Origin of the sequence: Paenibacillus sp. E222, assembly GCF_013401555.1 — a bacterium.
Classification (GTDB): domain Bacteria; phylum Bacillota; class Bacilli; order Paenibacillales; family Paenibacillaceae; genus Paenibacillus.
Genome location: NZ_CP058552.1, coordinates 373,017 through 396,608 on the forward strand (window position 1 = coordinate 373,017; position 23,592 = coordinate 396,608).

At 48.9% G+C, this 23,592-nt stretch carries 17 protein-coding genes, 2 rRNA genes and 1 riboswitch; of the genes, 2 read left to right on the plus strand and 17 right to left on the minus strand.

All coding sequences use genetic code 11. The features are described from left to right. Nucleotides 1–141 precede the first annotated feature (141 nt). From purN to HW560_RS01665, 14 genes are all read right to left on the minus strand, one after another. Nucleotides 142–759 (minus strand): phosphoribosylglycinamide formyltransferase, encoded by a 618-nt coding sequence (gene purN, locus HW560_RS01600; RefSeq protein ID WP_090904893.1) that lies wholly within the window; start codon nt 757–759, stop codon nt 142–144. Then, nucleotides 759–1,799: a phosphoribosylformylglycinamidine cyclo-ligase gene (purM, locus tag HW560_RS01605; protein WP_090904895.1), complete on the minus strand. Its 1,041-nt coding sequence runs from the start codon at nt 1,797–1,799 to the stop codon at nt 759–761. The genes purN and purM overlap by 1 nt, the downstream gene beginning before the upstream one ends. A 559-nt stretch (nt 1,800–2,358) precedes the next feature. Continuing rightward, complete coding sequence (gene purF / locus HW560_RS01610; protein WP_090904897.1) at nt 2,359–3,837, minus strand: amidophosphoribosyltransferase; 1,479 nt, start codon at nt 3,835–3,837, stop codon at nt 2,359–2,361. Then, nucleotides 3,822–6,065, minus strand: coding sequence for a phosphoribosylformylglycinamidine synthase subunit PurL (gene purL, locus HW560_RS01615; RefSeq protein WP_179261718.1), 2,244 nt, complete (start codon nt 6,063–6,065; stop codon nt 3,822–3,824). The genes purF and purL overlap by 16 nt, the downstream gene beginning before the upstream one ends. Continuing rightward, nucleotides 6,043–6,732 carry a phosphoribosylformylglycinamidine synthase subunit PurQ gene (gene purQ, locus HW560_RS01620; RefSeq protein ID WP_090904901.1) on the minus strand — a complete coding sequence of 230 codons (690 nt, stop codon included), beginning with the start codon at nt 6,730–6,732 and terminating at the stop codon, nt 6,043–6,045. The genes purL and purQ overlap by 23 nt, the downstream gene beginning before the upstream one ends. Nucleotides 6,733–6,736: 4 nt before the next feature. Beyond that, nucleotides 6,737–6,982, minus strand: a complete 246-nt coding sequence (gene purS, locus HW560_RS01625) for a phosphoribosylformylglycinamidine synthase subunit PurS (protein WP_179261720.1) — start codon at nt 6,980–6,982, stop codon at nt 6,737–6,739. Nucleotides 6,983–7,577: 595 nt separating this feature from the next. Next, nucleotides 7,578–8,453, minus strand: coding sequence for a phosphoribosylaminoimidazolesuccinocarboxamide synthase (locus HW560_RS01630; RefSeq protein WP_179261722.1), 876 nt, complete (start codon nt 8,451–8,453; stop codon nt 7,578–7,580). A 244-nt stretch (nt 8,454–8,697) separates the two neighbouring features. Next, nucleotides 8,698–9,996: an adenylosuccinate lyase gene (purB, locus tag HW560_RS01635; RefSeq protein ID WP_179261724.1), complete on the minus strand. Its 1,299-nt coding sequence runs from the start codon at nt 9,994–9,996 to the stop codon at nt 8,698–8,700. Continuing rightward, a complete protein-coding gene (gene purK / locus HW560_RS01640) occupies nt 9,993–11,195 on the minus strand; it encodes a 5-(carboxyamino)imidazole ribonucleotide synthase (protein ID WP_179261726.1) in 1,203 nt (400 codons plus the stop codon). Before purK ends, purB begins: the two co-directional genes overlap by 4 nt. After that, the gene (gene purE / locus HW560_RS01645; protein ID WP_090904914.1) at nt 11,192–11,677 is read right to left on the minus strand and encodes a 5-(carboxyamino)imidazole ribonucleotide mutase; all 486 of its coding nucleotides are present in this window, start codon (nt 11,675–11,677) and stop codon (nt 11,192–11,194) included. The genes purK and purE overlap by 4 nt, the downstream gene beginning before the upstream one ends. Before the next feature lie 195 nt (nt 11,678–11,872). Further along, nucleotides 11,873–11,974: riboswitch (purine riboswitch) on the minus strand. Between the two features lie 270 nt (nt 11,975–12,244). Then, a complete protein-coding gene (locus HW560_RS01650; RefSeq protein ID WP_024633549.1) occupies nt 12,245–12,679 on the minus strand; it encodes a universal stress protein in 435 nt (144 codons plus the stop codon). Nucleotides 12,680–12,866: 187 nt separating this feature from the next. After that, entirely contained in the window at nt 12,867–13,130 is a 264-nt protein-coding gene (locus HW560_RS01655) for a DUF1294 domain-containing protein (protein WP_063568208.1), read from the minus strand. Between the two features lie 129 nt (nt 13,131–13,259). Then, entirely contained in the window at nt 13,260–13,397 is a 138-nt protein-coding gene (locus tag HW560_RS01660) for a hypothetical protein (RefSeq protein WP_175480788.1), read from the minus strand. A gap of 58 nt (nt 13,398–13,455) precedes the next feature. After that, nucleotides 13,456–15,585, minus strand: a complete 2,130-nt coding sequence (locus HW560_RS01665) for a DNA topoisomerase III (RefSeq protein ID WP_111621070.1) — start codon at nt 15,583–15,585, stop codon at nt 13,456–13,458. 385 nt (nt 15,586–15,970) lie between these two features. Here HW560_RS01665 and HW560_RS01670 point away from each other — a divergent pair, with 385 nt between their 5' ends. Further along, the gene (locus HW560_RS01670) at nt 15,971–17,905 is read left to right on the plus strand and encodes an amidase family protein (RefSeq protein ID WP_179261729.1); all 1,935 of its coding nucleotides are present in this window, start codon (nt 15,971–15,973) and stop codon (nt 17,903–17,905) included. 237 nt (nt 17,906–18,142) lie between these two features. Here HW560_RS01670 and HW560_RS01675 read toward each other — a convergent pair whose 3' ends face one another. Beyond that, the gene (locus HW560_RS01675; RefSeq protein WP_090904920.1) at nt 18,143–19,138 is read right to left on the minus strand and encodes a ketoacyl-ACP synthase III; all 996 of its coding nucleotides are present in this window, start codon (nt 19,136–19,138) and stop codon (nt 18,143–18,145) included. A gap of 302 nt (nt 19,139–19,440) precedes the next feature. On the opposite strand from HW560_RS01675, the gene HW560_RS01680 reads away from it, so the two are divergent. After that, a complete protein-coding gene (locus HW560_RS01680; RefSeq protein WP_179261731.1) occupies nt 19,441–19,995 on the plus strand; it encodes an NADPH-dependent FMN reductase in 555 nt (184 codons plus the stop codon). A 185-nt stretch (nt 19,996–20,180) separates the two neighbouring features. Here HW560_RS01680 and rrf read toward each other — a convergent pair. Together rrf and HW560_RS01690 are read right to left on the minus strand one after the other, a co-directional pair. Then, nucleotides 20,181–20,297: ribosomal RNA gene (gene rrf / locus HW560_RS01685) — 5S ribosomal RNA — on the minus strand. Between the two features lie 82 nt (nt 20,298–20,379). Next, nucleotides 20,380–23,304 (minus strand): 23S ribosomal RNA (locus tag HW560_RS01690). Between the last annotated feature and the right edge of the window lie 288 nt (nt 23,305–23,592).

Consider the following 23,592-nt stretch of genomic DNA (forward strand, 5'->3'; position numbering starts at 1 on the left):
TATGCTCCTCCTTTAATGTCCCATGGCTTCGCGCTTCATGGCGAAACACAACCGATTTATTTCCCGAGAAATATCACAAAATGCGTACCAATTTTCGACGATCATACTTGTTTCAAACGACAGTTCCTGCCCGAATCGGCTTCAATCCGCTTTCTTTACAGTAACTTGGCGGCCTTCGAGCTGGACCCATCCCTGAGCAAACCAGGATACAACCTGAGGGTACAGCTGCTGTTCGGCAGCATGGATGGACCGACTGACGGACTCAGCCGTGTCCTCTGGCAAAATCGGAACAGGATGCTGGGCAATAATCGGCCCTGTATCCATGCCCCCATCCACAAAGTGGACGGTAACCCCGGTAATTTTAACGCCGTATTCCAGTGCCTGTCCTATGGCATCTTTGCCTGCAAACGCTGGCAACAAGGACGGATGAATATTGATCAGCCGTCCTGCATAGCGATCCACAACAACCGAAGTCAACAATCTCATATATCCGGCAAGAACAACCAGGTCAATGTCTTTGGATTCAAGCACTTCTACGATCTCAGCCTCGTAGGCTTCGCGGGAATCATAATTTTTAGGAGTAAACAGATGGCATTCCACGCCTGCATCCTGCGCCCGCTGCACCACACGTGCAGACGGTTTGTCACATACCAGCAGATCTATGGATGCACCTACTTCTCCGCTCCGCACTGCATCCACCAATGCCTGAAAGTTCGACCCTTCACCAGAGGCAAATACAGCAATACGGTAGTTAACCATTAAACATCCGCTCCCGTGAAGGTTACTCGCGCATCTCCTTCGGTCACACGTCCAATGATGTACGCTTCTTCACCGGATGCTTTCAGTTGTTCCAATGCTTCACCTGCATCTGCTTCATTCACAACCAGCACAAGTCCGATCCCCATATTAAATGTGGTGAACATGTCGCGGTTCGAAACGGAGCCCTTTTCTTGCAACAGATTAAAGATTGGCAGAATCGGCCAAGAGCCGTAATCAATATCCACATTCACGTTGTTTGGCAACATACGTGGGATATTCTCGATGAAGCCGCCACCTGTAATGTGCGCCATGCCTTTTACTTTTACCTTTTCAAGCAGGGACAGAAGTGGTTTCACATAGATTTTCGTTGGTTCCAGAAGTGCGTCACCCAGCTTACCACCCAGTTCAGCGACTTCATCCTGCAAGCCCAATCCGGCTTGTTCCAACAAAAGTTTGCGTACCAAGGAGAATCCGTTACTATGCACTCCGCTGGATGCAAGTCCGATCACCGTGTCGCCAGAAGCGATCGTTGTACCGTTAATGATTTTCGCTTTGTCCACGATACCTACGGTAAATCCGGCAATATCGTATTCACCCTCACTGTACATGCCCGGCATTTCAGCCGTTTCGCCACCGATCAGCGCACAGCCCGACTGATGACATCCTTCTGCGATTCCCGCAACGATGGCTTCGATTTTCTCCGGGATGACTTTGTCACATGCCAGATAGTCGAGGAAGAACAGCGGCTCTGCGCCTTGTACCACAATGTCGTTCACACACATGGCTACTGCGTCGATTCCGATGGTATCATGACGGTCCATGGCAAATGCGATTTTCAGCTTGGTTCCTACACCGTCTGTACCGGATACAAGCACCGGCTCATCATATTTATCTTTGTTCAAACCGAACAGGGCGCCAAAGCCTCCCAGATCTGTCATCACTTCCGGACGGAAGGTACGCTTCACGTGTTTTTTCATCCGTTCAACCGCTTCGTTGCCTGCCGCGATATCGACGCCGGCGTTTTTGTATGCTTCGGACAAGTGGAATCAGCTCCTTATTTTTCGCCCCTCCTAAATCCTCCCGCCCGGGAGGACCCCATAGGACCTTGGCAGGCCCTCTGGACACCCGCCAAACAAGCGGTGCAGGGGTGGCTGGTATGATCTTGCTATGGTTGGTTCGTTCGTGTGCTCGCGTGGTTGTTCGCCGATCCGTTGGCCCAAGGCCACCGATCAGCGAACCCCGCTCGGCTGCGCTGCGGGGCAAGCCCGCTGGGGCAGCTGCTTTGCACTGCTGCCCGTGCCCCTGTTGCTCCGCAAGGCGGGGCTAAGGGCTCGGGCTGCGCCCGGAGGGCAGCTGCTTTGCACTGCTGCCCGTGCCCCTGTTGCTCCGCAAGGCGGGGCTAAGGGCTCGGGCTGCGCCCGGAGGGCAGCTGCTTCGCCTGGCTGCCCGTGCCCCTGTTGCTCCGCAAGGCGGGGCTAAGGGCTCGGGCTGTGCCCGGAGGGCAGCTGCTTTGCACTGCTGCCCGTGCCCCTGTTGCTCCGCAAGGCGGGGCTTAAGGGCTCGGCGCGGCGAGTTACGTTTTGTCCCGCCAGATAACAGCTAGCAGCTGCAGCCGAATTTCTCTTCGCCGCCGAAGTCGAGGCGGGTTGGGTAATCATTATCAAAGCATGCGAGGCAAAGCCCGCCTTTGTAGTCATCCTGATTATCTCCCTGAATCGATGCAATCAGTCCGTCCGGACTGAGGAACGACAGGGAGTCCGCGTTGATTTCACGGCAAATTTCTTCCACCGACAGTTGAGAGGCAATCAATTCCCGACTGTCAGGCGTATCGATGCCGTAGAAGCACGGGTTTTTGAACGGTGGTGAGGTAATACGTACATGTACTTCGGTTGCTCCTGCATCACGCAGCATGTTCACGATCCGGCGGGAAGTGGTTCCCCGTACAATGGAGTCGTCAATCATGACCACGCGTTTGCCTTCCACCACACGGCGCACGGCGCTCAGTTTCATCTTCACGCCCTGTTCCCGCAGTTCCTGGCTTGGCTGGATAAACGTACGTCCGGTGTATTTGTTTTTGATCATACCCATCTCATACGGAATCCCTGTCTGCTCGGCGTAGCCGATTGCCGCGGAAATACTGGAGTCCGGTACACCTGTCACCAGATCGGCATCGACAAATGACTCAATCGCCATCCGGCTGCCCATCCGTTTACGCGCAGCGTGCTGGTTTGCTCCATTCATATCACTATCCGGACGGGCAAAGTAGATATATTCCATTGCGCACAGTGCCTTGCGGTGTTTGTGATGATCGAAGCGGTCCTCGTGAAGACCATCCGCATCCAGCACCAACAGTTCACCGGGTTCAATGTCACGAATCAACTCTGCACCAATCGTCTCCAATGCACATGTCTCGGATGCAAACAGATACGCATCTCCCAATTTACCCATTGTGAGCGGACGCAGACCATGGGGATCAGAAGCAACCAGCAATTTGTCGTTAGTCATGATCAGAAATGCATAACCACCCACAATCCGTTGGAACGCATCCTTCGCAGCTTCTACCAATCCTTTGGAAGATCTCGCGATTAGATGGGCAATAACTTCGGTATCACTGGTCGTTTGAAAAATGGACCCACTCTGCTCCAGCTCACGCCGGATCGTTGGTGCATTTACAATATTTCCGTTGGTTGCTACTGCCAAATCGCCATCACGGTATTTAAATACCAATGGCTGTGCGTTCGTCAGTTTACTGTCACCACTTGTTGAATAACGGACATGTCCAATGGAAATATCCCCGGTCAACGTTTGCATCAGATCTTTGGTGAAGACTTCCTTCACCAGACCCATACCACGGTGGTAGTGAAACTCGTTGCCGTCACTTACACACATTCCTGCACTTTCTTCCCCCCGGTGTTGAAGGGCATGCAGGCCATAATAGGATAGTGATGCGGCGTCAGGGTGTTTGAACACCCCGAATACTCCGCATTCTTCCTTTAATTTGTCGAGTCCTTCCTTGCCGGACCCTTCGTTATAATAATCACCTGTCCACAATGGTCCTGTCATCAGTTCATGAGACATGGAATCGCATCCTCCCAGACCTGAGCTAAACCTCCTACAGGTTCATTCACGGCTGATGTTCCGTTCAATTCAATTGTCAGGTTACTTCCTTCCACACGTCCAATAACAGCTACAGGCACACCGCGTTCACGTACAAAAGCTTCCAGCTTACCTGCTTGCTCCGGCGAAGCCGACAACAGAATACGAGATTGGCTCTCACTGAACAGCGCATGGTCTGCACGCAATGCCGTTTCAACATTGACCTGCGCACCAACATTGCCGCTGATGCAAGACTCAGCCAATGCTACAGCCAGACCGCCTTCAGACAAGTCATGCGCGGAGCGAACGAGACCGGATTGGATTGCTTCCAGTACCGTATTAAGCAACGCTTTTTCCGTGTTGAGGTCCAGCTGTGGTGGACGGCCTTCCGTTTTGCCATGAACTGCATATTGCAGCTCACTGCCCCCCAGTTCAGCTTTCGTTTCACCGAGCAGGATAATGACGTCACCTTCGGCTTTGAAGCCCTGTGTTGTGATGTGATCTGTATCATGAACGAGACCAACCATACCAACCACTGGTGTTGGATAGATGGAGCCTTTGGCGTTTTCGTTGTACAGACTCACGTTACCACCGATAACTGGTGTATCCAGCACGCGGCAAGCTTCCGCCATACCGTCTACCGCTTTTTCCATTTGCCAGAAAATATCCGGCTTCTCCGGGTTACCAAAGTTCAGGTTGTCCGTAATCGCGAGTGGCTCTGCACCAGAACATACAATGTTACGGGCAGCTTCACTGACTGCGATCCGTCCGCCTACTTCTGGATCCAGATATACATAACGTCCGTTGCAGTCTGTTGTCATCGCTAGACCCTTACGTGTCCCGCGAATCGTTACAACCGCTGCATCCGAACCTGGACGAACCGCAGTGCTTGTACGCACCATGTAATCATATTGATCATAGACCCACTTCTTGCTCGCTACTGTTGGGGAAGCCAACACTTGTTTCAATGCACCGCCGAGATCCGACACTTCGTCGTAACGAAGCGTGTCGATGGAAGCACTTTGCTCGTAGTAAGCAGGTACAGAAGATGGTTTGTCATACACTGGACATTCGTCAACCAAAGCCGTTACCGGCATGTCTCCAACCACTTCGCCATGGTGGATCAATTTCAGACGTCCATCGTCCGTTACTTTTCCGACTTTTGCACAGATAACGCCCCAACGTTCAAAGATCTCCATCGCTTGTGCCTCATCCTTCGGCTCAACGACAAACAGCATCCGTTCCTGGGACTCGGACAGCATCATCTCATAAGGCGTCATACCTTCTTCACGCTGTGGCACCTGATCCAGATACAGTTCCAGACCATTGCCCGCCTTACTTGCCATCTCCGCACTGGAGCATGTCAGACCTGCTGCGCCCATATCCTGAATACCAAGAACAATACCGGTATCGATCAATTCGAGGCAAGACTCCATTACGAGTTTTTCCATGAACGGGTCGCCCACTTGAACAGCAGTCCGTTTGGATTCGGATTCTTCCGTCAGCTCCACCGAAGCAAAGGTTGCACCGTGAATTCCGTCACGACCTGTTGGCGGTCCAACATAATACACCGGGTTACCTACACCTTTAGCGACACCGCGCTGGATTTTGTCATGATCGATCAGACCTACACACATCGCGTTTACGAGCGGGTTACCATCGTAGCTTTCGTCAAACATGACTTCACCAGCCACGGTTGGAATTCCGATACAGTTACCATAGCCAGCGATACCCGATACGACATGTTCGAACAGATATTTCACTCGGTCACTTTCCAGCTTGCCAAAACGCAAGGAATTCAGCAATGCTACCGGTCTTGCACCCATGGAGAAAATATCACGGATAATGCCGCCTACACCTGTTGCTGCACCTTGGTAAGGCTCAACCGCGGAAGGATGGTTATGGCTTTCAATTTTGAATACAACGGCCTGATTGTCACCGATATCCACGATTCCGGCGCCTTCACCTGGACCCATCAGGACACGCGGTCCACTTGTAGGGAATCGACGCAGTAACGGCTTGGAGTTTTTGTATGCGCAGTGCTCCGACCACATAACACTGAAAACACCAATCTCCGTGTAGTTCGGCTTACGCCCCATGAACTCACAGATCAGCTCATACTCGCTGTCAGACACGCCCATTTGTGCGTAAAGTTTATGTTCTGCGACCTGTTCTGCCGTCGGTTCCTTAGCGGATAGCTGCTGCGTCATGCCGATCCCTCCATGCTTTCAAAATAGATGTAAACATACGTTTGCCGTCTTCCGAACCTAACAGTGAGTCCACCGCGCGCTCTGGATGCGGCATCATGCCAACCACGTTTCCACCCTCATTACAGATTCCCGCGATATCACCCAGGGAACCATTCGGGTTGCTGCCATACGTAAAGACGATCTGGTTGTTTGCCTGCAAACTCGCGAGCGTTTCCTCGTCACAGTAATAGTTTCCTTCACCGTGAGCAATCGGAATAATAATCTCTTCACCCGCTGCATAATCACGTGTAAACGGTGTATCTGCATTCACTACTTTCAGCACCGTATCGTGACAACGGAATTTAAGAGATGTATTACGAATCAATGCACCAGGTAGCAATCCTGCCTCAGTGAGGATCTGGAATCCGTTGCAAATGCCGAGAATATATTTACCTTGTTCAGCAGCCTTAGCTACCTCATTCATTACGGGTGCAAAACGGGAGATCGCTCCGCAGCGCAGATAGTCACCATAAGAGAAACCACCTGGAACAAGGATGCAATCATACGCCGAAAGATCTGTAGCCGTGTGCCATACATAATCAACCTCTTGTCCAATCGCATCTTCTACTGCTTTGTAACAGTCGATGTCGCAGTTGGAGCCAGGAAACACAAGAACTGCAAATTTCATGGGATTAACCCTCCAATTCGTAGCGGTAATCTTCAACAACGGTGTTAGCCAGCAGCTTCTCACACATTACTGTCAATCGTTTCTCCGCTTCCACACGATCTGTTGTATCCAGGTTCAATTCCATGACTTTACCGATCCGTACACTTTCCACTTCGTTGAATCCCATGGAATGCAGGGCTCCTTGAACAGCTACGCCTTGCGGGTCGAGTACGCTTTGCTTAATAGTGACATATACGGTTGCTTTGATCATGATCCTTATGTTCCTCCTCAGTAATGAACGGGATAAATGCTTTATGCTGTTAAAAAGGTGGCTTTGGAGCTTGCTCCGGGGCGGATTGTTCTTTCCGGTCGCTTGTTGTCCCCAGGTTTTTTGGATTGTTTTGGCCCGCTGTGCGGTCAAAACCCGGGGACAAAGGCGAACGCTATCGCTCCTTTAAGAACAATTCCGCCCCTCCGCTAGTCCATGCGACGTTTTTTTAAAGGCCTAAACCTTTTACGTTGCACGGTGGGTAATGGTCTAGCCTGACCATTACGTTAAAACAATAAATGGTATTCGAGTTTAATGAGTAACCTTACTGTTCTTTTATATTGATAAACTTCCAGTTTAATAGAAGTCTTGGTTTAATTGCCTCATCCCAGTTTGACACTGGCGGAGGGAAAGATTTGAGCTGGAGAAGCGGAGCGTTCGCCTTTGCAACCGGAATGTTTCCTTTTGAAAAAAGGATTCCAATCCAAACATTCCGGGGGCAACAGCGATCGAAAGCCAAACTTTCCCGTAGCCCGCTCAAACTTTAGCCTCCTCAAAACTTTCCCATAGCCTACACTCAAACGTCCCATACTCAAACTTACTTATCAGTTAAACGGTGATAAATATCGACGTATCTTGCGGTTGTGGCCTCCACTACCTCTTGTGGCAGCGGGTCAGGTTTGCTGTTCTTGTCCCAATCGCTGCCTGCCAGATAGGTGCGCACTGGTTCTTTATCCATGCTGTCGATCTCGATGTCGAGTGCGTAATTCTCTTTGGCCCAGAAGCGAGAAGCGTCTGGCGTGAAGATTTCATCGATTAGAATGACTTTGCCATCGACCATACCGAACTCGAATTTGCAGTCTGCGAGAATGATACCTCGCTGATCACAATAGTCGCGAGCGAATTCGTAGAGACGCAGGCTCTTTTCCTGAAGTTCAATCGCGAGAGCATCTCCGACAATTTCTTTCATTCGATCCATCGGGATGTCTTCGTCGTGACCCACATCGTTTTTGGCTGCCGGGGTGAAGATGGGAACGTCGAGCTTGGCGTTTTTGCGAAGTCCATCCGGCAGCTTGATGCCGTTGACCTCTCCGCTGTTCTCATATTGTCTCCATCCGCCTCCAGTAATGTATCCACGCACCACACATTCAATATCAATGCGCTCGGCTTTGCGGGTCACCATGATGCGGTCTTTAAGCAGTTCAGGATCAGTTATGATATCGCCCAATTGGTTTATATCCGTATGCACCACGTGGTTATCCATCATGTCGCTCGTCAGTTCAAACCAGAAGCTGCTCAGTTTATTAAGCACATTGCCTTTCTCGGGGACGGCTGGGTCCAGCACATAGTCAAATGCCGAAATCCGGTCCGTAACCACGATAAGAAAATGTTCACCCAGATCGTACAACTCACGTACTTTTCCCTTATATAACAAAGGAGCTTTAACGAGATCTGCCGCAGTGGACAGCGCCATGGAGGCTCACCTTCTTTCAGGAGATGTAAGGCTATAAACAGAACCGTGATGGTGCACACTCCACTCCGATGACAGAACAATCTTCCGATCGCTGTTATCCCCAGGTTTCTTTCATTATTCCGAACCGTTTCACGGTCGAAACCCGGGGATAAAGGCGAACGCATTCGCTTCTTCAGCTTATTTCTGTCCTCTGCGTTCCCTGCTGACCCATCATTCTGTTCTCTAGCCTTATGAGAGTATTATATTAGTCGTTCAAACCAAGCTTTTTGAAGATGGTGTCTACGTGCTTCAGGTGCCATGATGGGTTGAATGCATCTGCGATTTCCTCTTCGCTCAGCACTTCCGTGATTTCCGGTGTAGATTTCACGATATCCTGGAACTGGCGTTGTTCTTCCCATGCTTGCATCGCACGTGGTTGAACGGTATCGTATGCCTGCTCGCGGCTGAAACCTTTGTCGATCAGCTTCGTCATGACGCGACCGGAGAATGGAACGCCGAAGGTGCGCTCCATATTGCGTTTCATATTTTCAGGGAATACCGTCAAGTTCTTCACGATGTTACCAAAACGGTTCAGCATGTAATTCAGCAGCATCGTTGCATCCGGCAAAATGATACGTTCTACAGAAGAGTGCGAGATGTCGCGTTCATGCCAGAGCGTTACATTCTCGTATGCCGATACCATATGTCCGCGAATGACGCGGGACAGACCGGAGATATTTTCACTGCCGATGGGGTTACGTTTGTGCGGCATTGCCGAAGATCCTTTTTGACCTTTCGCGAATGCTTCTTCCACTTCACGGAACTCACTCTTTTGCAGCGCACGTACTTCTGTAGCGAACTTGTCCAGAGATGTTGCGATCAATGCCAATGTAGCCATGTATTCTGCATGACGGTCACGTTGCAGCGTTTGGGTCGAGATTGGTGCAGGCTTCGTGCCCAGCTTCTCGCAGACAAACTCTTCAACAAATGGATCGATGTTTGCGTATGTGCCAACTGCTCCAGAGATTTTACCGTATTGTACGTTGTCTGCCGCGTGGCGGAAACGCTCCAGATTCCGTTTCATTTCTTCATGCCATAGCGCCATTTTCAGTCCAAATGTTGTTGGCTCTGCATGTACCCCGTGCGTACGTCCCATCATTGGTGTGTGCTGATACGTCAGTGCTTTTTCCCGAAGAATTTCAATGAAATTCACGATATCCTTTTCCAGAATCTCATTCGCTTGACGCAGTACATATCCCAGAGCCGTATCAACGACATCCGTGGAAGTCAGTCCGTAGTGCACCCATTTCCGCTCAGCACCCAGACTTTCAGATACCGTACGTGTGAAAGCAATAACGTCATGACGTGTTTCCTGTTCAATCTCGTAAATGCGGTCGATGTCAAAAGAAGCGTTCTGACGAAGCAATGCTGCTTCTTCCTTAGGAATGACGCCAAGCTCTGCCCAAGCTTCACATGCACAAATTTCAACTTCCAGCCATGACTTGAATTTGTTCTCTTCCGTCCAGATTGCTCTCATTTCGGGTCTGCTATAACGTTCGATCATAAATTTGTATTCCTCCAAAGATTAGTTTGTTCAATCCATTGTAATCCTTCTTCGACATCCTGACAGAGCAGATTGATATGCCCCATTTTCCGTCCTGTCTTCGCTTCGGTTTTACCATATATATGAAGCTTAGGAATCACACCGAGTTCCAACGCTTCTGCGTCAGGCTGACCCGTTCTGGCAATAATACCTTCCAGATGTTCTCCAAGCACATTGACCATAACAACCGGGCTCAATAATGAAGTATCTCCAAGCGGCAATCCGCAAATCGCACGAATATGCTGTTCAAATTGTGATGTAGCACAGGCCTCCATCGTATAGTGGCCGGAATTATGCGGCCTAGGGGCCAGCTCATTCACATACAGTCTTCCATCTGCCGCAACAAACAACTCCACTGCGAGCAATCCAACAGCTTGTATGGACTGAGCCACTGCCGCCGCCAACTTTTGTGCCTCAATCTGTATTTCAGTCGCCACTCTTGCGGGTACAATCGAAGCATGCAATATGTTGTTCACATGAATGTTCTCCGCAGGTGGGAACGTCTTAATTTCTCCATTCGTGCTGCGTGCAACAACGACTGAAATCTCGCAGTCAAACTTGATAAATTGCTCCAACACTAGTTCCGCACCGGTAGCTGCGAGTTCTTCATAAGCAGCTACCGCCTGATTGGTTTCGCGAATAACCCGTTGACCCTTGCCGTCGTATCCGCCGGTCACCGTCTTCAGTACACACGGAACACCCAGTTCACTCACTGCTGCCTTCATTGTGTCCGAGCTTGTAATTTCCCGGTAAGGGGCAACACGTACACCGGCCGCCTCAATGGCTCGTTTTTCACGCAAACGATGCTGGGTTGTGTATAATAACGCACTTCCTTGCGGTACATAGGATTCCCGTTCTAGGAGAGAAGCAACATCTGCATCTACATTCTCGAACTCATAGGTGATTACATCACACTGCCGAGCCAGTTCGAGTGCAGCTTTTTCATCGTCATATCCCGCTTCAATCTGATCGGCAATTTGTCCACAAGGAGCATCTGCTGTTGGATCAAGTGTAACGAACCGATAACCCATCGCTGTTCCGGCAAGTGTCAGCATCCGTCCAAGCTGCCCGCCTCCGAGAACACCGATGGTTGTTTTTCCTGGGAGCAAGACACGTTCTGCTTGGCCTGCTGATCCGGGTTGAATTTTGGTATTCGTCATATTTCGTCACTGCTTTCGAGCACTTCTTGTTTGATTCGCTCTCTGCGGGCTTCGCTGCGACGTTGGACATCCTGGTCAAAAGCACCGATGATCTGAGCCGCAAGCAATCCCGCATTCGTTGCACCAGCCTTGCCAATCGCTACCGTTGCGACGGGAATGCCACCAGGCATCTGGACAATGGACAGTAAAGAATCGAGACCATTTAGCGCCTTGGATTGCACGGGAACTCCAATGACCGGAAGCATCGTTTTGGAAGCGACCATACCGGGAAGATGTGCTGCCCCGCCCGCACCTGCAATGATAACCTTGAATCCACGGCCAATCGCTTGCTCCGCATATTCAAACATCAAATCTGGTGTGCGATGCGCAGATACGACCTTTTTTTCATAACCAATCTCCAGCTCGTCCAGCACCTCACAAGCATACTTCATCGTTTCCCAATCCGACTTACTGCCCATAATTACAGCTACCTGTACTGACATGAATACATCCAACTCCCGTCTGAGCGTTTTGGTTTAACGCTGTTGTTCTGTTGTTTCTCGTTTAATTGTGAAATGAAAAAATCCGCTACCCGCGAAAACATCACATTTTCTCCGGACACCGGACTCCAAGAAATACGTATCCCGCATTTGGGCATGCCAAAGGCAGGCTTGCTGTCCGCATCTGATTTCATGCGTCTCTCAGCCGTATCTCCTCGTAGTCCGGAAATTTACGGTTCCCGGGTAGATACTTCCGGGCCCTATTCCCGGCGTTATACGAGCAAATATCTATTTCAACAAATTATTTCAATAATATTGAAGATTCCACATCTTTCGAACCTACTCGACCTTAATTATAACTGATCGACACATCTAACATTCTAACAATCCCCTACAGCTAATGTCAACTTAAAGACGAACATTTAACATATTGACAAATGTAATGTTCGGAAATAACCGATCATTCGGAGATGCTGCATCCCTTTTATTCCAAAAAAGAAAGCCGACCCCTCTTCAACCTATCGAAGACAGCCGGCTTTTCTCTTTCATGTGTACACACACATTCTATAATTATTTCACGATAAGTACCGGAACCTGAGCATGCTGCACTACATTGTGACTGACGCTGCCCAAAACAAATTCCCGGATTCCACCAAGGCCACGGCTACCAATAATAATAATATCCGATCCGTTCTCTTTGGCGTAATCGAGAAGGACCTCGGCAGCAGCACCTTGAATCAGATCCACGTTCGCTGTAACGCCAGCAGCCTGAATCCGCTCTTTCGCTTCATCCGTCGTTTGCACAGCCAGATTATAGTAGTCATTATTCAATGAAGGTGGCAAAGGTGCCAATCCTTCCCCGATGAATACACGCGGAAAGTCAAAGGCATGGATAACATCCAAAACAGCACCCGGAGAAACTTTGGCTAACTCAATTGCACGATCAAGTGCTTTATTTGAAGCTTTCGAACCATCATATGCTACTAATATTTTGGAGAATAACATGTAAATCCCGTCCCTTCCTTTATATGTAGAACATTCGAAGCCAGCTTCGGTCTGACATAAAATACAAGAACCATGTAACTCCTTAAACGTCCCCAGGTCAAAATGAACCATTTATAAGAAACATTTTACATAATCATTCTAGCCACTCACCTGGAGTACAGCAGATCCCAACCATTCAATCCTTACCTTATTGCAGGAAATACCCATAGATTACCGCATTTAGGAATAACAACAACGGAATGCCAATCGTAAAACTGGGATGTTTGGTCTTGTGACGTTTACGATACATTGCAATCCATACTCCCAATGCACCACCAATAAAGGCCAGCAGAAACAGCGTTCGTTCGGGTGTACGGTCTCGACGGCGCTGCGCACGTTTCTTGTCATCCGACATGACCAGGTAACCTACAACATTGATAAACAAGAACCACAGTATTAATCCGGTTTGCATATACTTTTAGCGGTCCCCCTATCCCGGGACATCTCCCTGTACCTCCATTATAGTCCTCTAGAGGAACATGATCAACGCGAGAAGGGAACCGCAAAGATATTTAGAAGCTATGAATCCCGAATACCGAACCTATGACTCCTGTTTAGGAATACCATTCAGGTTTGGTGCTCTTTTTGCTGCTTTGTCGGGACGTACAGAGATACTCTCTTCCTGAATGCTGTCTTTGTTCTGCTGATTATGAATCTTTTCTGGTTTGTTATGTGGCATCTGCGTATCACCTCCTAGGCTTACGTTGCCTGAAAAAGGAGAATCTTATACGACAGTCTTACTCTCCCTTTTTCTCCATGGCTGCCTTCAACAGTTCTCCCAGATTGGAGCCGATCGACTCCTGTTTCGCATATTGTTTGACCAACTTTTGCTGATCACGTTTGTTCACATGCTGTTTGTCTTTATCCAATGTTTCCGTTATGCCGCAAGGCAGACATTGCACGTACAAACCTGCCTTACCCTCTTTAATTTCCATCTTTTTGTGACACTGTGCACAGCGACGGTTGGATAATCGTTTTTCAGCCGAACGACGATATCCGCAATCCTCTGTTGGACATACGAGGAACTTGCCACGTTTACCCTTCTTCTCAAGCAAGCGTGCATTACAATCCGGGCAGTGACTATTCGATACATTATGCGGCTTATACTCCGCTTTGCTTCCTTTTACGGTAGATACAAGCTCTTTCGCCATTGAACGAATGCTCTCCAGGAAAGGCTCTGGCTTCCCTTGTCCACGAGCAATACGCTCCAGTTCAGCTTCCCAGCGGGCTGTTAAATCCGGTGTACGCAGCTGAGGAGCAGCCAGTTCAATTAACTGCTTTCCTTTTCCCGTTGGATGCATGCTGTTCCCTTGACGATCGATGGTGTCGGAACTTACCAGCTTCTCGATAATATCTGCGCGTGTAGCCGGAGTACCCAATCCATACTTCTCCATCTGGGAAAGCAAAGCTGCCTCGGTATACCGTTTGGGCGGCATCGTCCGTCCGCTTTTGATATGACAACGTTGAACCGTCACGGACTGACCTTGCTGCACGTCTGGCAAAAGTGCACGCTCATGTTCCGAAGAATCGTCAGCACGATCATCATCCTCATTGCTATAATCTCCGCCGTACACTTCACGCCAGCCGCTTTCTTTCACCGTTGTGCCTTTCACATAAAAGGAATCGTGGCCCACCTGAACAGTGATCGCAACAGAGTCGTACTTCGCAGCCGGATAGAACAAGCTGATAAAACGGCGTACGATCAGATCGTATAACTTACGTTCCTCTGGATTCAGCTGATTGAGGAGAACCGTCTGTTCTGTTGGAATGATCGCGTGGTGATCGGTTACCTTGCTGTCATCCACGATACGTTTGGTGATATTCAGATTTTTACGCAACAACGGACGAGCCAAAGACGCATAGGGGCCAATCGCAACACTATCCAGTCGTTCTTTCAGCGTTCCCGTCATATCCGATGTCAGGTAACGGCTGTCTGTACGTGGGTAGGTTACCAGCTTGTGCTGTTCATAAAGGCGCTGAAGCACATTCGATGTTTGCTTGGCAGAAAAACCGTATTTCCGGTTGGCATCCCGTTGTAATTCCGTCAGGTCATAAGCCAGCGGATGCGGCTCAACCTTTTCGCTTTTTTTCACTTGGGCAATTGTACCCTTACGACCCTCTATACGTTTCTTCAGTTCTTGTGTCTCTTGCGAATCGAAGATGCGTGAATCCCCACCTGCAGCTCGCCATACCGCCTGAAAACCTCCCAGATCGGCCGTTAACGTCTCATACTCCTGCGAACGGAAACCGTTGATCTCATTTTCCCTGTCCATAATCATGCCAAGTGTGGGGGTCTGTACCCGTCCAGCTGACAATTGTGCATTAAATCGAACCGTCAATGCACGCGTCACGTTAAGACCGATCATCCAATCTGCTTCTGCCCGGCAACGTGCCGATTCATAAAGACGATCAAACTGGCTGCCTGGCTTCAGTGATGCAAATCCATCCTTGATTGCCTTGTCCGTCTGGGATGATATCCACAGCCGCTTGAACGGCTTTTTCCACTGGGCCATTTGCATAATCCAACGAGCCAGTAATTCTCCCTCACGCGCTGCATCCGTTGCAATGACTAGTTCACCAACATCCTGACGTTTCATCAGCTGCTGTACCGCTTTGTATTGATGGTTTGTCTCTTTGAGTACCTTCAGCTTGGTCCGATCGGGCAGAATCGGCAGATCCTCCAGATTCCAGGTTGCATACTTTTTGTCATAGTCCTCTGGCTCAGCCAACCCAACAAGATGCCCAAGCGCCCAGGTCACGATATATTTCGGGCCTTCCATATAACTTTTATGTTTATCACGCGCCCCCATCACTCTGGCTATTTCGCGTGCCACAGATGGTTTTTCTGCGAGTACTAATGTTTTCACTCCATATCTTCCTTTCTTTGATGAAACCTATGACCCTCACTGCTTCTATTGTTTGATTAAAAGAATTCTTCTGCTTCTATCTTTCCATTATATCATTTCATGGTATCGGTTTGCTTTGGCTTCATAAAGAACGATTTTCCTCATGGTGCCTATCCCACGACTTTCATGTCAGTTTAATTAACACAATATTCTTCGACAATTTTCTTCTGTGAATGGAATTAAGAGAAAATGGTAGGTCCAATAGCGATAATATAGTATGTATACGTTTTTTTGAATATATATGAGTATTGTAAGAATACCTTACATCTATTTAGAATGTGACAAAAGCAACTATATCAGATTCGCTAACACACATCATTGATACACAGGAAGGGAGCGTGGATGCATGACTTATCATGGATCTGTATTGAAAAAAAGTGGGGCCTTGTTACTGGCCGGAGCAGTTGTTGCCACAACATGGGGAGGAACGGTTCCCTCAGCCTCAGCTGCAACAGCAGCGCCTTCGAGCAAAACTACGGTTGCAGCCGTAACTGCTGGTAAGGCTCCTGTCACTGCAGCAGCATTTGTTCAAGCTATGGAAGAAGCGGCTACACTTGCAGGTGTTCCTTTTTCCATGGACAAGCTTTCCGGCACAACAGTACAGCGTAAAGATGCTGCTTTAGCTTTGCAATCCTGGCTGAAGCTGGAGTCCACTCCAGAATCGTTCAAGGATGTCCCGGATCAGGCAAGCTTTGCCGGTGCCGTTGGTGCGCTGAACACCGCAGGGTTGATGAAAGGATATACCGACGCCCTCTTCCTTCCCAATGCAGTACTTACCCAAAATGATGTTGCTATATTGAAAGACCGCATTTATAACTACATAAAACCATTTGTTCTGGAGGAAGCCACCATTACGGATCTCCAGGCTGCCATGACGCAAGGAAAGCTGACATCCAAAGAACTTGTGCAGAAGTACCTGGATCGCATTGAAAAATACGATGATCAGGGTGTGAGCATTAATGCAGTTCTGACCTTGAACCCGGATGCTCTCAAAATCGCTGAAACGTTGGACCAGGAACGTGCAGCTCAGGGGCCTCGCGGACCTTTACATGGTATTCCGGTTTTAGTTAAAGACAACTTCGATACCAACGATATGCCTACAACCGCAGGCTGTATCTGTTTGAAAGATTCTGTACCTGCTCACGATGCTGAACAAGTGAAGAAGCTCAAAGCAGCAGGGGCCATTATTTTGGGCAAAACCAATCTGCATGAATTCGCATTCGGTATTACCACGTCCAGCTCGCTGGGTGGACAAACACTGAATCCTTATGCGCTGGACCACTATCCAGGCGGATCGAGTGGTGGTACAGGTGCCGCCATTGCCTCAAACTTCGCAGCCGCAGGCATGGGGACTGACACCGGCGGATCAATCCGTATCCCTTCCAGCTTCAACAGCCTTGTCGGTATTCGTCCAACGATTGGATTGTCCAGCCGTGAAGGGATCATCCCTCTTGCATTGACACAGGATGTCGGCGGCCCTATGGCTCGTACCGTGAGTGATGCCGCAATCATGCTGGATGCTACAGCCGGCTATGACAAAAACGATGTCGCTACAGCTTATGCTGTAGGCAAAATCCCTTCCAGCTATACAGACTTCCTGGATGTAAACGGTCTGAAAGGTGCACGGATCGGTGTGGCCACCGAACTCATTCCAAGCACCAAAACTGAGGAAAAAGCCGTCGCTGATGTAATTAACAACGCTGTAGAAGAACTCAAAACGCTCGGAGCTACAGCAGTCCCGATCAGCATTCCAAACCTGGCGGAGATCAATAAATATCCAAGCTTGAGTGGATACGAGTTCAAATTCCAACTTAATGACTATCTGGAGTCTCTTGGTGACAAAGCCCCTTACCACAGCTTGGCCGAGATTATTGCTTCCGGACAGTTTGACAAGTCACAAGAACAGTCGATGAAGACTCGTGATGCACGGGAAACGTTGGAGACTGCCGAATATAAGGACATCGTCCTGAAACGTACCCAAATCACACGTGAGTCCTTGCTGAAAGTTATGGCGGACAATAACCTGGATGCCATTATCTATCCTACGTCCACACAAGCCGCTGGTGTTATTGGCGAAGGACAAAACTCCGGTGGTAACAACCGATTGAGTCCATTCTCCGGATTCCCGGCAATTACCGTACCTGCTGGATTTACAACTGAAGGTCTGCCAGTAGGGATGGAATTCCTGGGCCGCGCCTTTGATGAAGGAACCCTGATCAAGCTGGCTTACAGCTATGAGCAAGGGACTCATCACCGCAAAGCACCTAAGCTAACGCCATAAATCGTTAATAAGGTTAATTAAATTACCATTAAAATAGCGCAAACATTTATGTTAATTGTCTGCTTCATAGGGATTGAGACGTATCAGAAACAAAGCTAATGCTATTGAGTTATACAACTTATCTTAATTATTCTGCTTCTCAAAAAAAGTACACTCTTTTCATGACTTCATGAAAAAGGGTGTACTTTTTTTGTGTGCTATCTCAATTCAATTATGACAAGAGTTATATCCATGATTTTAATTGGTATCCGGTACGCTCCATCTAAGCACAAGACCTGCGTAGGTCAGGCCGCCTCCAAAACCAAACAGGGCTATTTGATGCCCATTCTTTAATTTCCCTGCGTCTACTGCAAGCTGTAGAGCCAGAGGGATGGAAGCCGCGGAGGTATTTCCTCGGTACTCCACACTTGTTAAAGTACGTTCCAGCGGAATAGGGCCGCGTTCACACACCGCTTCAATCATTCTTAGATTCGCACTATGGGGTACAAACCAATCGATCTGCTCCGGTTTCATCTCTGCTTTGGCTATAAGTCCACCCAATTGTTCTGGAATCGTGCGCACTGCCCACTTATAGATTTCCCTGCCATTCTGGACAAGACATCCCTCACCCTGCAAAGGTACGCCATTCATCTCCGAAGATAGACCCGTCTTATAGAGATGAATACCGCCTTCTCCACTCGTACCTGAGATGGCTGCCATAAAGTCACCTTTTCCAGCAGCTCTTTCTACCAAAAAGGCTCCTGCCCCGTCCCCGAACAATACACATGTCGTACGGTCTGTATAATCGGTAATCTTGGACAATGTCTCAGCTCCAATAACCAACACTTTATGATACATGCCACTGGTTACCAGACTGTCCGCCAGCTGCAATCCATACGTAAATCCCGCACATGCCGCATTCAAATCAAGCACTCCTGTATGTGGAATCTTGAGATTCGCCTGTACTCGGGATGCTGTGCTGGGAAACGAATATTCAGGTGTGCTGGTAGCAACCAAAATCATATCCACATCTTCTACGCTAACATTATAACGACGCATCATATCTTCTACAGCCCTGGTGGCCAGGTCAGATACAAATTGATCCTCAGCTGCGATGCGCCGTTCTCTCATCCCTGTACGCTGTACAATCCATTCATCACTCGTGTCGACCAGCTTCTCCAAATCAGCATTGCTTAATATTCGATCCGGTACATACGTACCCATTGCGGTAATGGTTGACATTGATTGATTCATACCGGTAGTCACCTCGTTTGTTTTTTATATCATTATAGCACTAAGTATTAGTACTTGGTACTAATTTTAAAAAATATTTATTATAATTCATTCCTCAGTTGTTTGTTTTAAGTGATTTCTTCACCCTATTACTCAGAGTTATGAAAGCTATCGCATGCATTTTTGATGAAGAATTGTGGATGTCATCTGAGTAACATGAAGAATACCTTAATTAAATGCGTTTTCTATAGACAGTCCATTCCGTCAGGAGGAAAATAAAAATACTGTCCTACATTACTAAAGAATAGAGATGATGTATACCCATGAAAAAAGAATTAAATATCCTTGCGATTTCCGGAAGTCTGCGCAATCAGTCCTCCAATACGTTACTAATGCACGCCATGATTAAGCTGGCTCCTCCTAACCTTAAGTTTGAAGTATATACTGGGTTAAATGATCTACCGCATTTTAACCCTGACCTCGATGTCGAGGAGGGTCTAGTATCCGTGCAGAATTTGAGAGCCCAACTGAAGCATTCGGATGGAGTTCTGATCTGCACGCCGGAGTATGGAAATGGAGTTCCTGGGGTCTTAAAAAACGCATTAGATTGGATTGTATCTTCTGGAGAATGGCTTAATAAACCTACCGTTGCCATCGCTGCTTCTCCAAGTCCCATGGGCGGTGACAAAGCCCATGCCTCACTATTAATGACGTTAAACATGATTAATGCCCAAGTCTTACATGAGGCCTCTCTAACCATTCCTCATATTACATTGAAGATGAATAAACAAGGAGTCATCATTGATTCAGAAACCCAGCATGCATTGGAGAACTCGCTTCTAAACCTAGGGGATGCATGCAACCACTTGAATAAATAGACAGACAGAACCTGCTTAAATTAAACTGACTATAAAGAAATCAATAACCTAAAAAGATTTAGTACATCACATAAATTGAAATAAAAAACAGCCCAGGAATTCCTCCGGGCTGTTAAGGTTTATATTAGATACTTCATATTAAACAAATAAAAACCACCACCGAATAACATCGGCAGTGGTTCTTTGTTTGGCGGCGTCCTACTCTCCCAGGACCCTGCGGTCCAAGTACCATCGGCGCTAGAGGGCTTAACGGTCGTGTTCGGGATGGGTACGTGTGGAACCCCTCCGCCATCGCCACCAAACGCATAGCTTAGCTTACATTTCAGAGATCATTCTCTGAAAACTAGATCCGAAACGAAATTTGCAACTTACAACCTGCATATCTTGGATAAGCCCTCGACCGATTAGTACTGGTCAGCTCCATGCATTGCTGCACTTCCACCCCCAGCCTATCTACCTCGTCGTCTTCAAGGGGTCTTACATACTGGGAAATCTCATCTTGAGGGGGGCTTCACGCTTAGATGCTTTCAGCGCTTATCCCTTCCGTACATAGCTACCCAGCGGTGCTCCTGGCGGAACAACTGGTACACCAGCGGTACGTCCATCCCGGTCCTCTCGTACTAAGGACAGCTCCTCTCAAATTTCCTACGCCCACGACAGATAGGGACCGAACTGTCTCACGACGTTCTGAACCCAGCTCGCGTACCGCTTTAATGGGCGAACAGCCCAACCCTTGGGACCTACTTCAGCCCCAGGATGCGATGAGCCGACATCGAGGTGCCAAACCTCCCCGTCGATGTGGACTCTTGGGGGAGATAAGCCTGTTATCCCCAGGGTAGCTTTTATCCGTTGAGCGATGGCCCTTCCATGCGGTACCACCGGATCACTAAGCCCGACTTTCGTCCCTGCTCGACTTGTAGGTCTCGCAGTCAAGCTCCCTTATGCCTTTGCACTCTTCGAATGATTTCCAACCATTCTGAGGGAACCTTTGGGCGCCTCCGTTACTCTTTAGGAGGCGACCGCCCCAGTCAAACTGCCCACCTGACACTGTCCCCGCACCGGATTACGGTACCAGGTTAGAACCTAGATACGATCAGGGTGGTATCCCAACGGTGCCTCCACGCAAGCTGGCGCTCACGCTTCAAAGGCTCCCACCTATCCTGTACAGATCGTACCCAAATTCAATATCAAGCTGCAGTAAAGCTCCATGGGGTCTTTCCGTCTTGTCGCGGGTAACCTGCATCTTCACAGGTATTAAAATTTCACCGGATCTCTCGTTGAGACAGCGCCCAAGTCGTTACGCCATTCGTGCGGGTCAGAATTTACCTGACAAGGAATTTCGCTACCTTAGGACCGTTATAGTTACGGCCGCCGTTTACTGGGGCTTCGGTTCACAGCTTCGGATTGCTCCTAACCGCTCCCCTTAACCTTCCAGCACCGGGCAGGCGTCAGCCCGTATACTTCGCCTTACGGCTTCGCACAGACCTGTGTTTTTGCTAAACAGTCGCTTGGGCCTTTTCACTGCGGCCCCCTCGTGCTATTCACACTACCGGGGCACCCCTTCTCCCGAAGTTACGGGGTCATTTTGCCGAGTTCCTTAACGAGAGTTCTTCCGCGCGCCTTAGAATTCTCTTCTCGCCTACCTGTGTCGGTTTGCGGTACGGGCACCATCACCTGGCTAGAGGCTTTTCTTGGCAGTGTGAGATCATGACCTTCGCTACTATAATTTTCGCTCCCCATCACAGTCCAGCCTTACGATGTGCGGATTTGCCTACACATCAGCCTCACTGCTTAGACGGACATCCATCAGTCCGCGTCACTACCCTGCTGCGTCCCCCCATTGCTCATAACGGCTTACGGTGGTACAGGAATTTCGACCTGTTGTCCTTCGACTACGCCTTTCGGCCTCGCCTTAGGTCCCGACTTACCCTGAGCGGACGAGCCTTCCTCAGGAACCCTTAGGCTTTCGGCGGATCAGATTCTCACTGATCTTTTCGTTACTCATACCGGCATTCTCACTTGTATAATGTCCAGCGCTCCTTACGGTACACCTTCAACCCTTATACAACGCTCCCCTACCCCTGATGCAAGCATCAAGCCATAGCTTCGGTGGTGTGTTTAGCCCCGTTACATTTTCGGCGCAGAGTCACTCGACCAGTGAGCTATTACGCACTCTTTCAATGGTGGCTGCTTCTAAGCCAACATCCTGGTTGTCTGTGCAACTCCACATCCTTTCCCACTTAACACACACTTGGGGACCTTAGCTGATGGTCTGGGCTGTTTCCCTTTTGACAATGGATCTTAGCACTCACTGTCTGACTCCCGGAAGTAAGTCTATGGCATTCGGAGTTTGACTGAGCTTGGTAACCCTTGCGGGCCCCGCACCCAATCAGTGCTCTACCTCCACGACTCTGTTTTCCGAGGCTAGCCCTAAAGCTATTTCGGGGAGAACCAGCTATCTCCGAGTTCGATTGGAATTTCTCCGCTACCCCCACCTCATCCCCGCACTTTTCAACGTGCGTGGGTTCGGGCCTCCAGTGCGTGTTACCGCACCTTCACCCTGGACAGGGGTAGATCACCCGGTTTCGGGTCTACGTCCACGTACTACATCGCCCTATTCAGACTCGCTTTCGCTGCGGCTCCGGCTCTTCACCTTAACCTTGCACGGGAACGTAACTCGCCGGTTCATTCTACAAAAGGCACGCCATCACCCCTAAAACGGGCTCTGACTTTTTGTAAGCACACGGTTTCAGGTTCTATTTCACTCCCCTTCCGGGGTGCTTTTCACCTTTCCCTCACGGTACTGCTTCACTATCGGTCGCTAGGAAGTATTTAGCCTTGGCAGATGGTCCTGCCGGATTCATACGGGGTTTCACGTGCCCCGCACTACTCGGGATACATCTCGGAGAGAGCAGACTTTCAACTACAGGGCTTTTACCTTCTTTGGCGGGCCTTTCCAGACCTCTTCGTTTAACCGGCTCCTTTGTAACTCCATGTGAGATGTCCCACAACCCCAAAGAGCAAGCTCTCTGGTTTGGGCTTCTCCGCGTTCGCTCGCCGCTACTGACGGAATCACTATTGTTTTCTCTTCCTCAGGGTACTTAGATGTTTCAGTTCCCCTGGTATGCCTCTACACAACCTATGTATTCAGTTGTGAGTAACTGGAAATTACCCCAGCTGGGTTTCCCCATTCGGACACCCCCGGATCAAAGCTTGCTTACAGCTCCCCGAGGCAGTTTCGTTGTTCGCCACGTCCTTCATCGGCTCCTAGCGCCTAGGCATCCTCCGTGTGCTCTTAGTAGCTTAACCAGTTGCTCCGGTTTCGATGGCGCGCTCCGCTTGTTTTGGACTACGTCCAAAGCCAAAAGTCGCTTCCCATTCGATACCATCGCAATAGCAGTCTACCTTATAAACACTTCACTTGTTTACACAAGATCAGCTTAAAGGAATGTTCTAAATCGCAAAATTTCGTTTCGATATCTAGTTTTCAAAGAACAAGCTCCATGCAAAAGCAAGCTGTTTGAGAGTTTGAGCTCTCAAAACTGAGCAACGAGTGAGTAATTTTTGCAGCTAAGCTGCGTATTTGAATGTTTCCGT

Excerpts from the sequence above, each read along its gene's own strand:
- purN (WP_090904893.1), bottom strand. The coding sequence starts at position 759 with ATGGTTAACTACCGTATTGCTGTATTTGCCTCTGGTGAAGGGTCGAAC.
- purF (WP_090904897.1), bottom strand. The coding sequence starts at position 3,837 with ATGTCTCATGAACTGATGACAGGACCATTGTGGACAGGTGATTATTAT.
- purL (WP_179261718.1), bottom strand. The coding sequence starts at position 6,065 with ATGACGCAGCAGCTATCCGCTAAGGAACCGACGGCAGAACAGGTCGCA.
- purQ (WP_090904901.1), bottom strand. The coding sequence starts at position 6,732 with ATGAAATTTGCAGTTCTTGTGTTTCCTGGCTCCAACTGCGACATCGAC.
- purS (WP_179261720.1), bottom strand. The coding sequence starts at position 6,982 with ATGATCAAAGCAACCGTATATGTCACTATTAAGCAAAGCGTACTCGAC.
- HW560_RS01630 (WP_179261722.1), bottom strand. The coding sequence starts at position 8,453 with ATGGCGCTGTCCACTGCGGCAGATCTCGTTAAAGCTCCTTTGTTATAT.
- purB (WP_179261724.1), bottom strand. The coding sequence starts at position 9,996 with ATGATCGAACGTTATAGCAGACCCGAAATGAGAGCAATCTGGACGGAA.
- purK (WP_179261726.1), bottom strand. The coding sequence starts at position 11,195 with ATGACGAATACCAAAATTCAACCCGGATCAGCAGGCCAAGCAGAACGT.
- purE (WP_090904914.1), bottom strand. The coding sequence starts at position 11,677 with ATGTCAGTACAGGTAGCTGTAATTATGGGCAGTAAGTCGGATTGGGAA.
- HW560_RS01650 (WP_024633549.1), bottom strand. The coding sequence starts at position 12,679 with ATGTTATTCTCCAAAATATTAGTAGCATATGATGGTTCGAAAGCTTCA.
- HW560_RS01655 (WP_063568208.1), bottom strand. The coding sequence starts at position 13,130 with ATGCAAACCGGATTAATACTGTGGTTCTTGTTTATCAATGTTGTAGGT.
- HW560_RS01660 (WP_175480788.1), bottom strand. The coding sequence starts at position 13,397 with ATGCCACATAACAAACCAGAAAAGATTCATAATCAGCAGAACAAAGAC.
- HW560_RS01670 (WP_179261729.1), top strand. The coding sequence starts at position 15,971 with ATGACTTATCATGGATCTGTATTGAAAAAAAGTGGGGCCTTGTTACTG.
- HW560_RS01675 (WP_090904920.1), bottom strand. The coding sequence starts at position 19,138 with ATGAATCAATCAATGTCAACCATTACCGCAATGGGTACGTATGTACCG.
- HW560_RS01680 (WP_179261731.1), top strand. The coding sequence starts at position 19,441 with ATGAAAAAAGAATTAAATATCCTTGCGATTTCCGGAAGTCTGCGCAAT.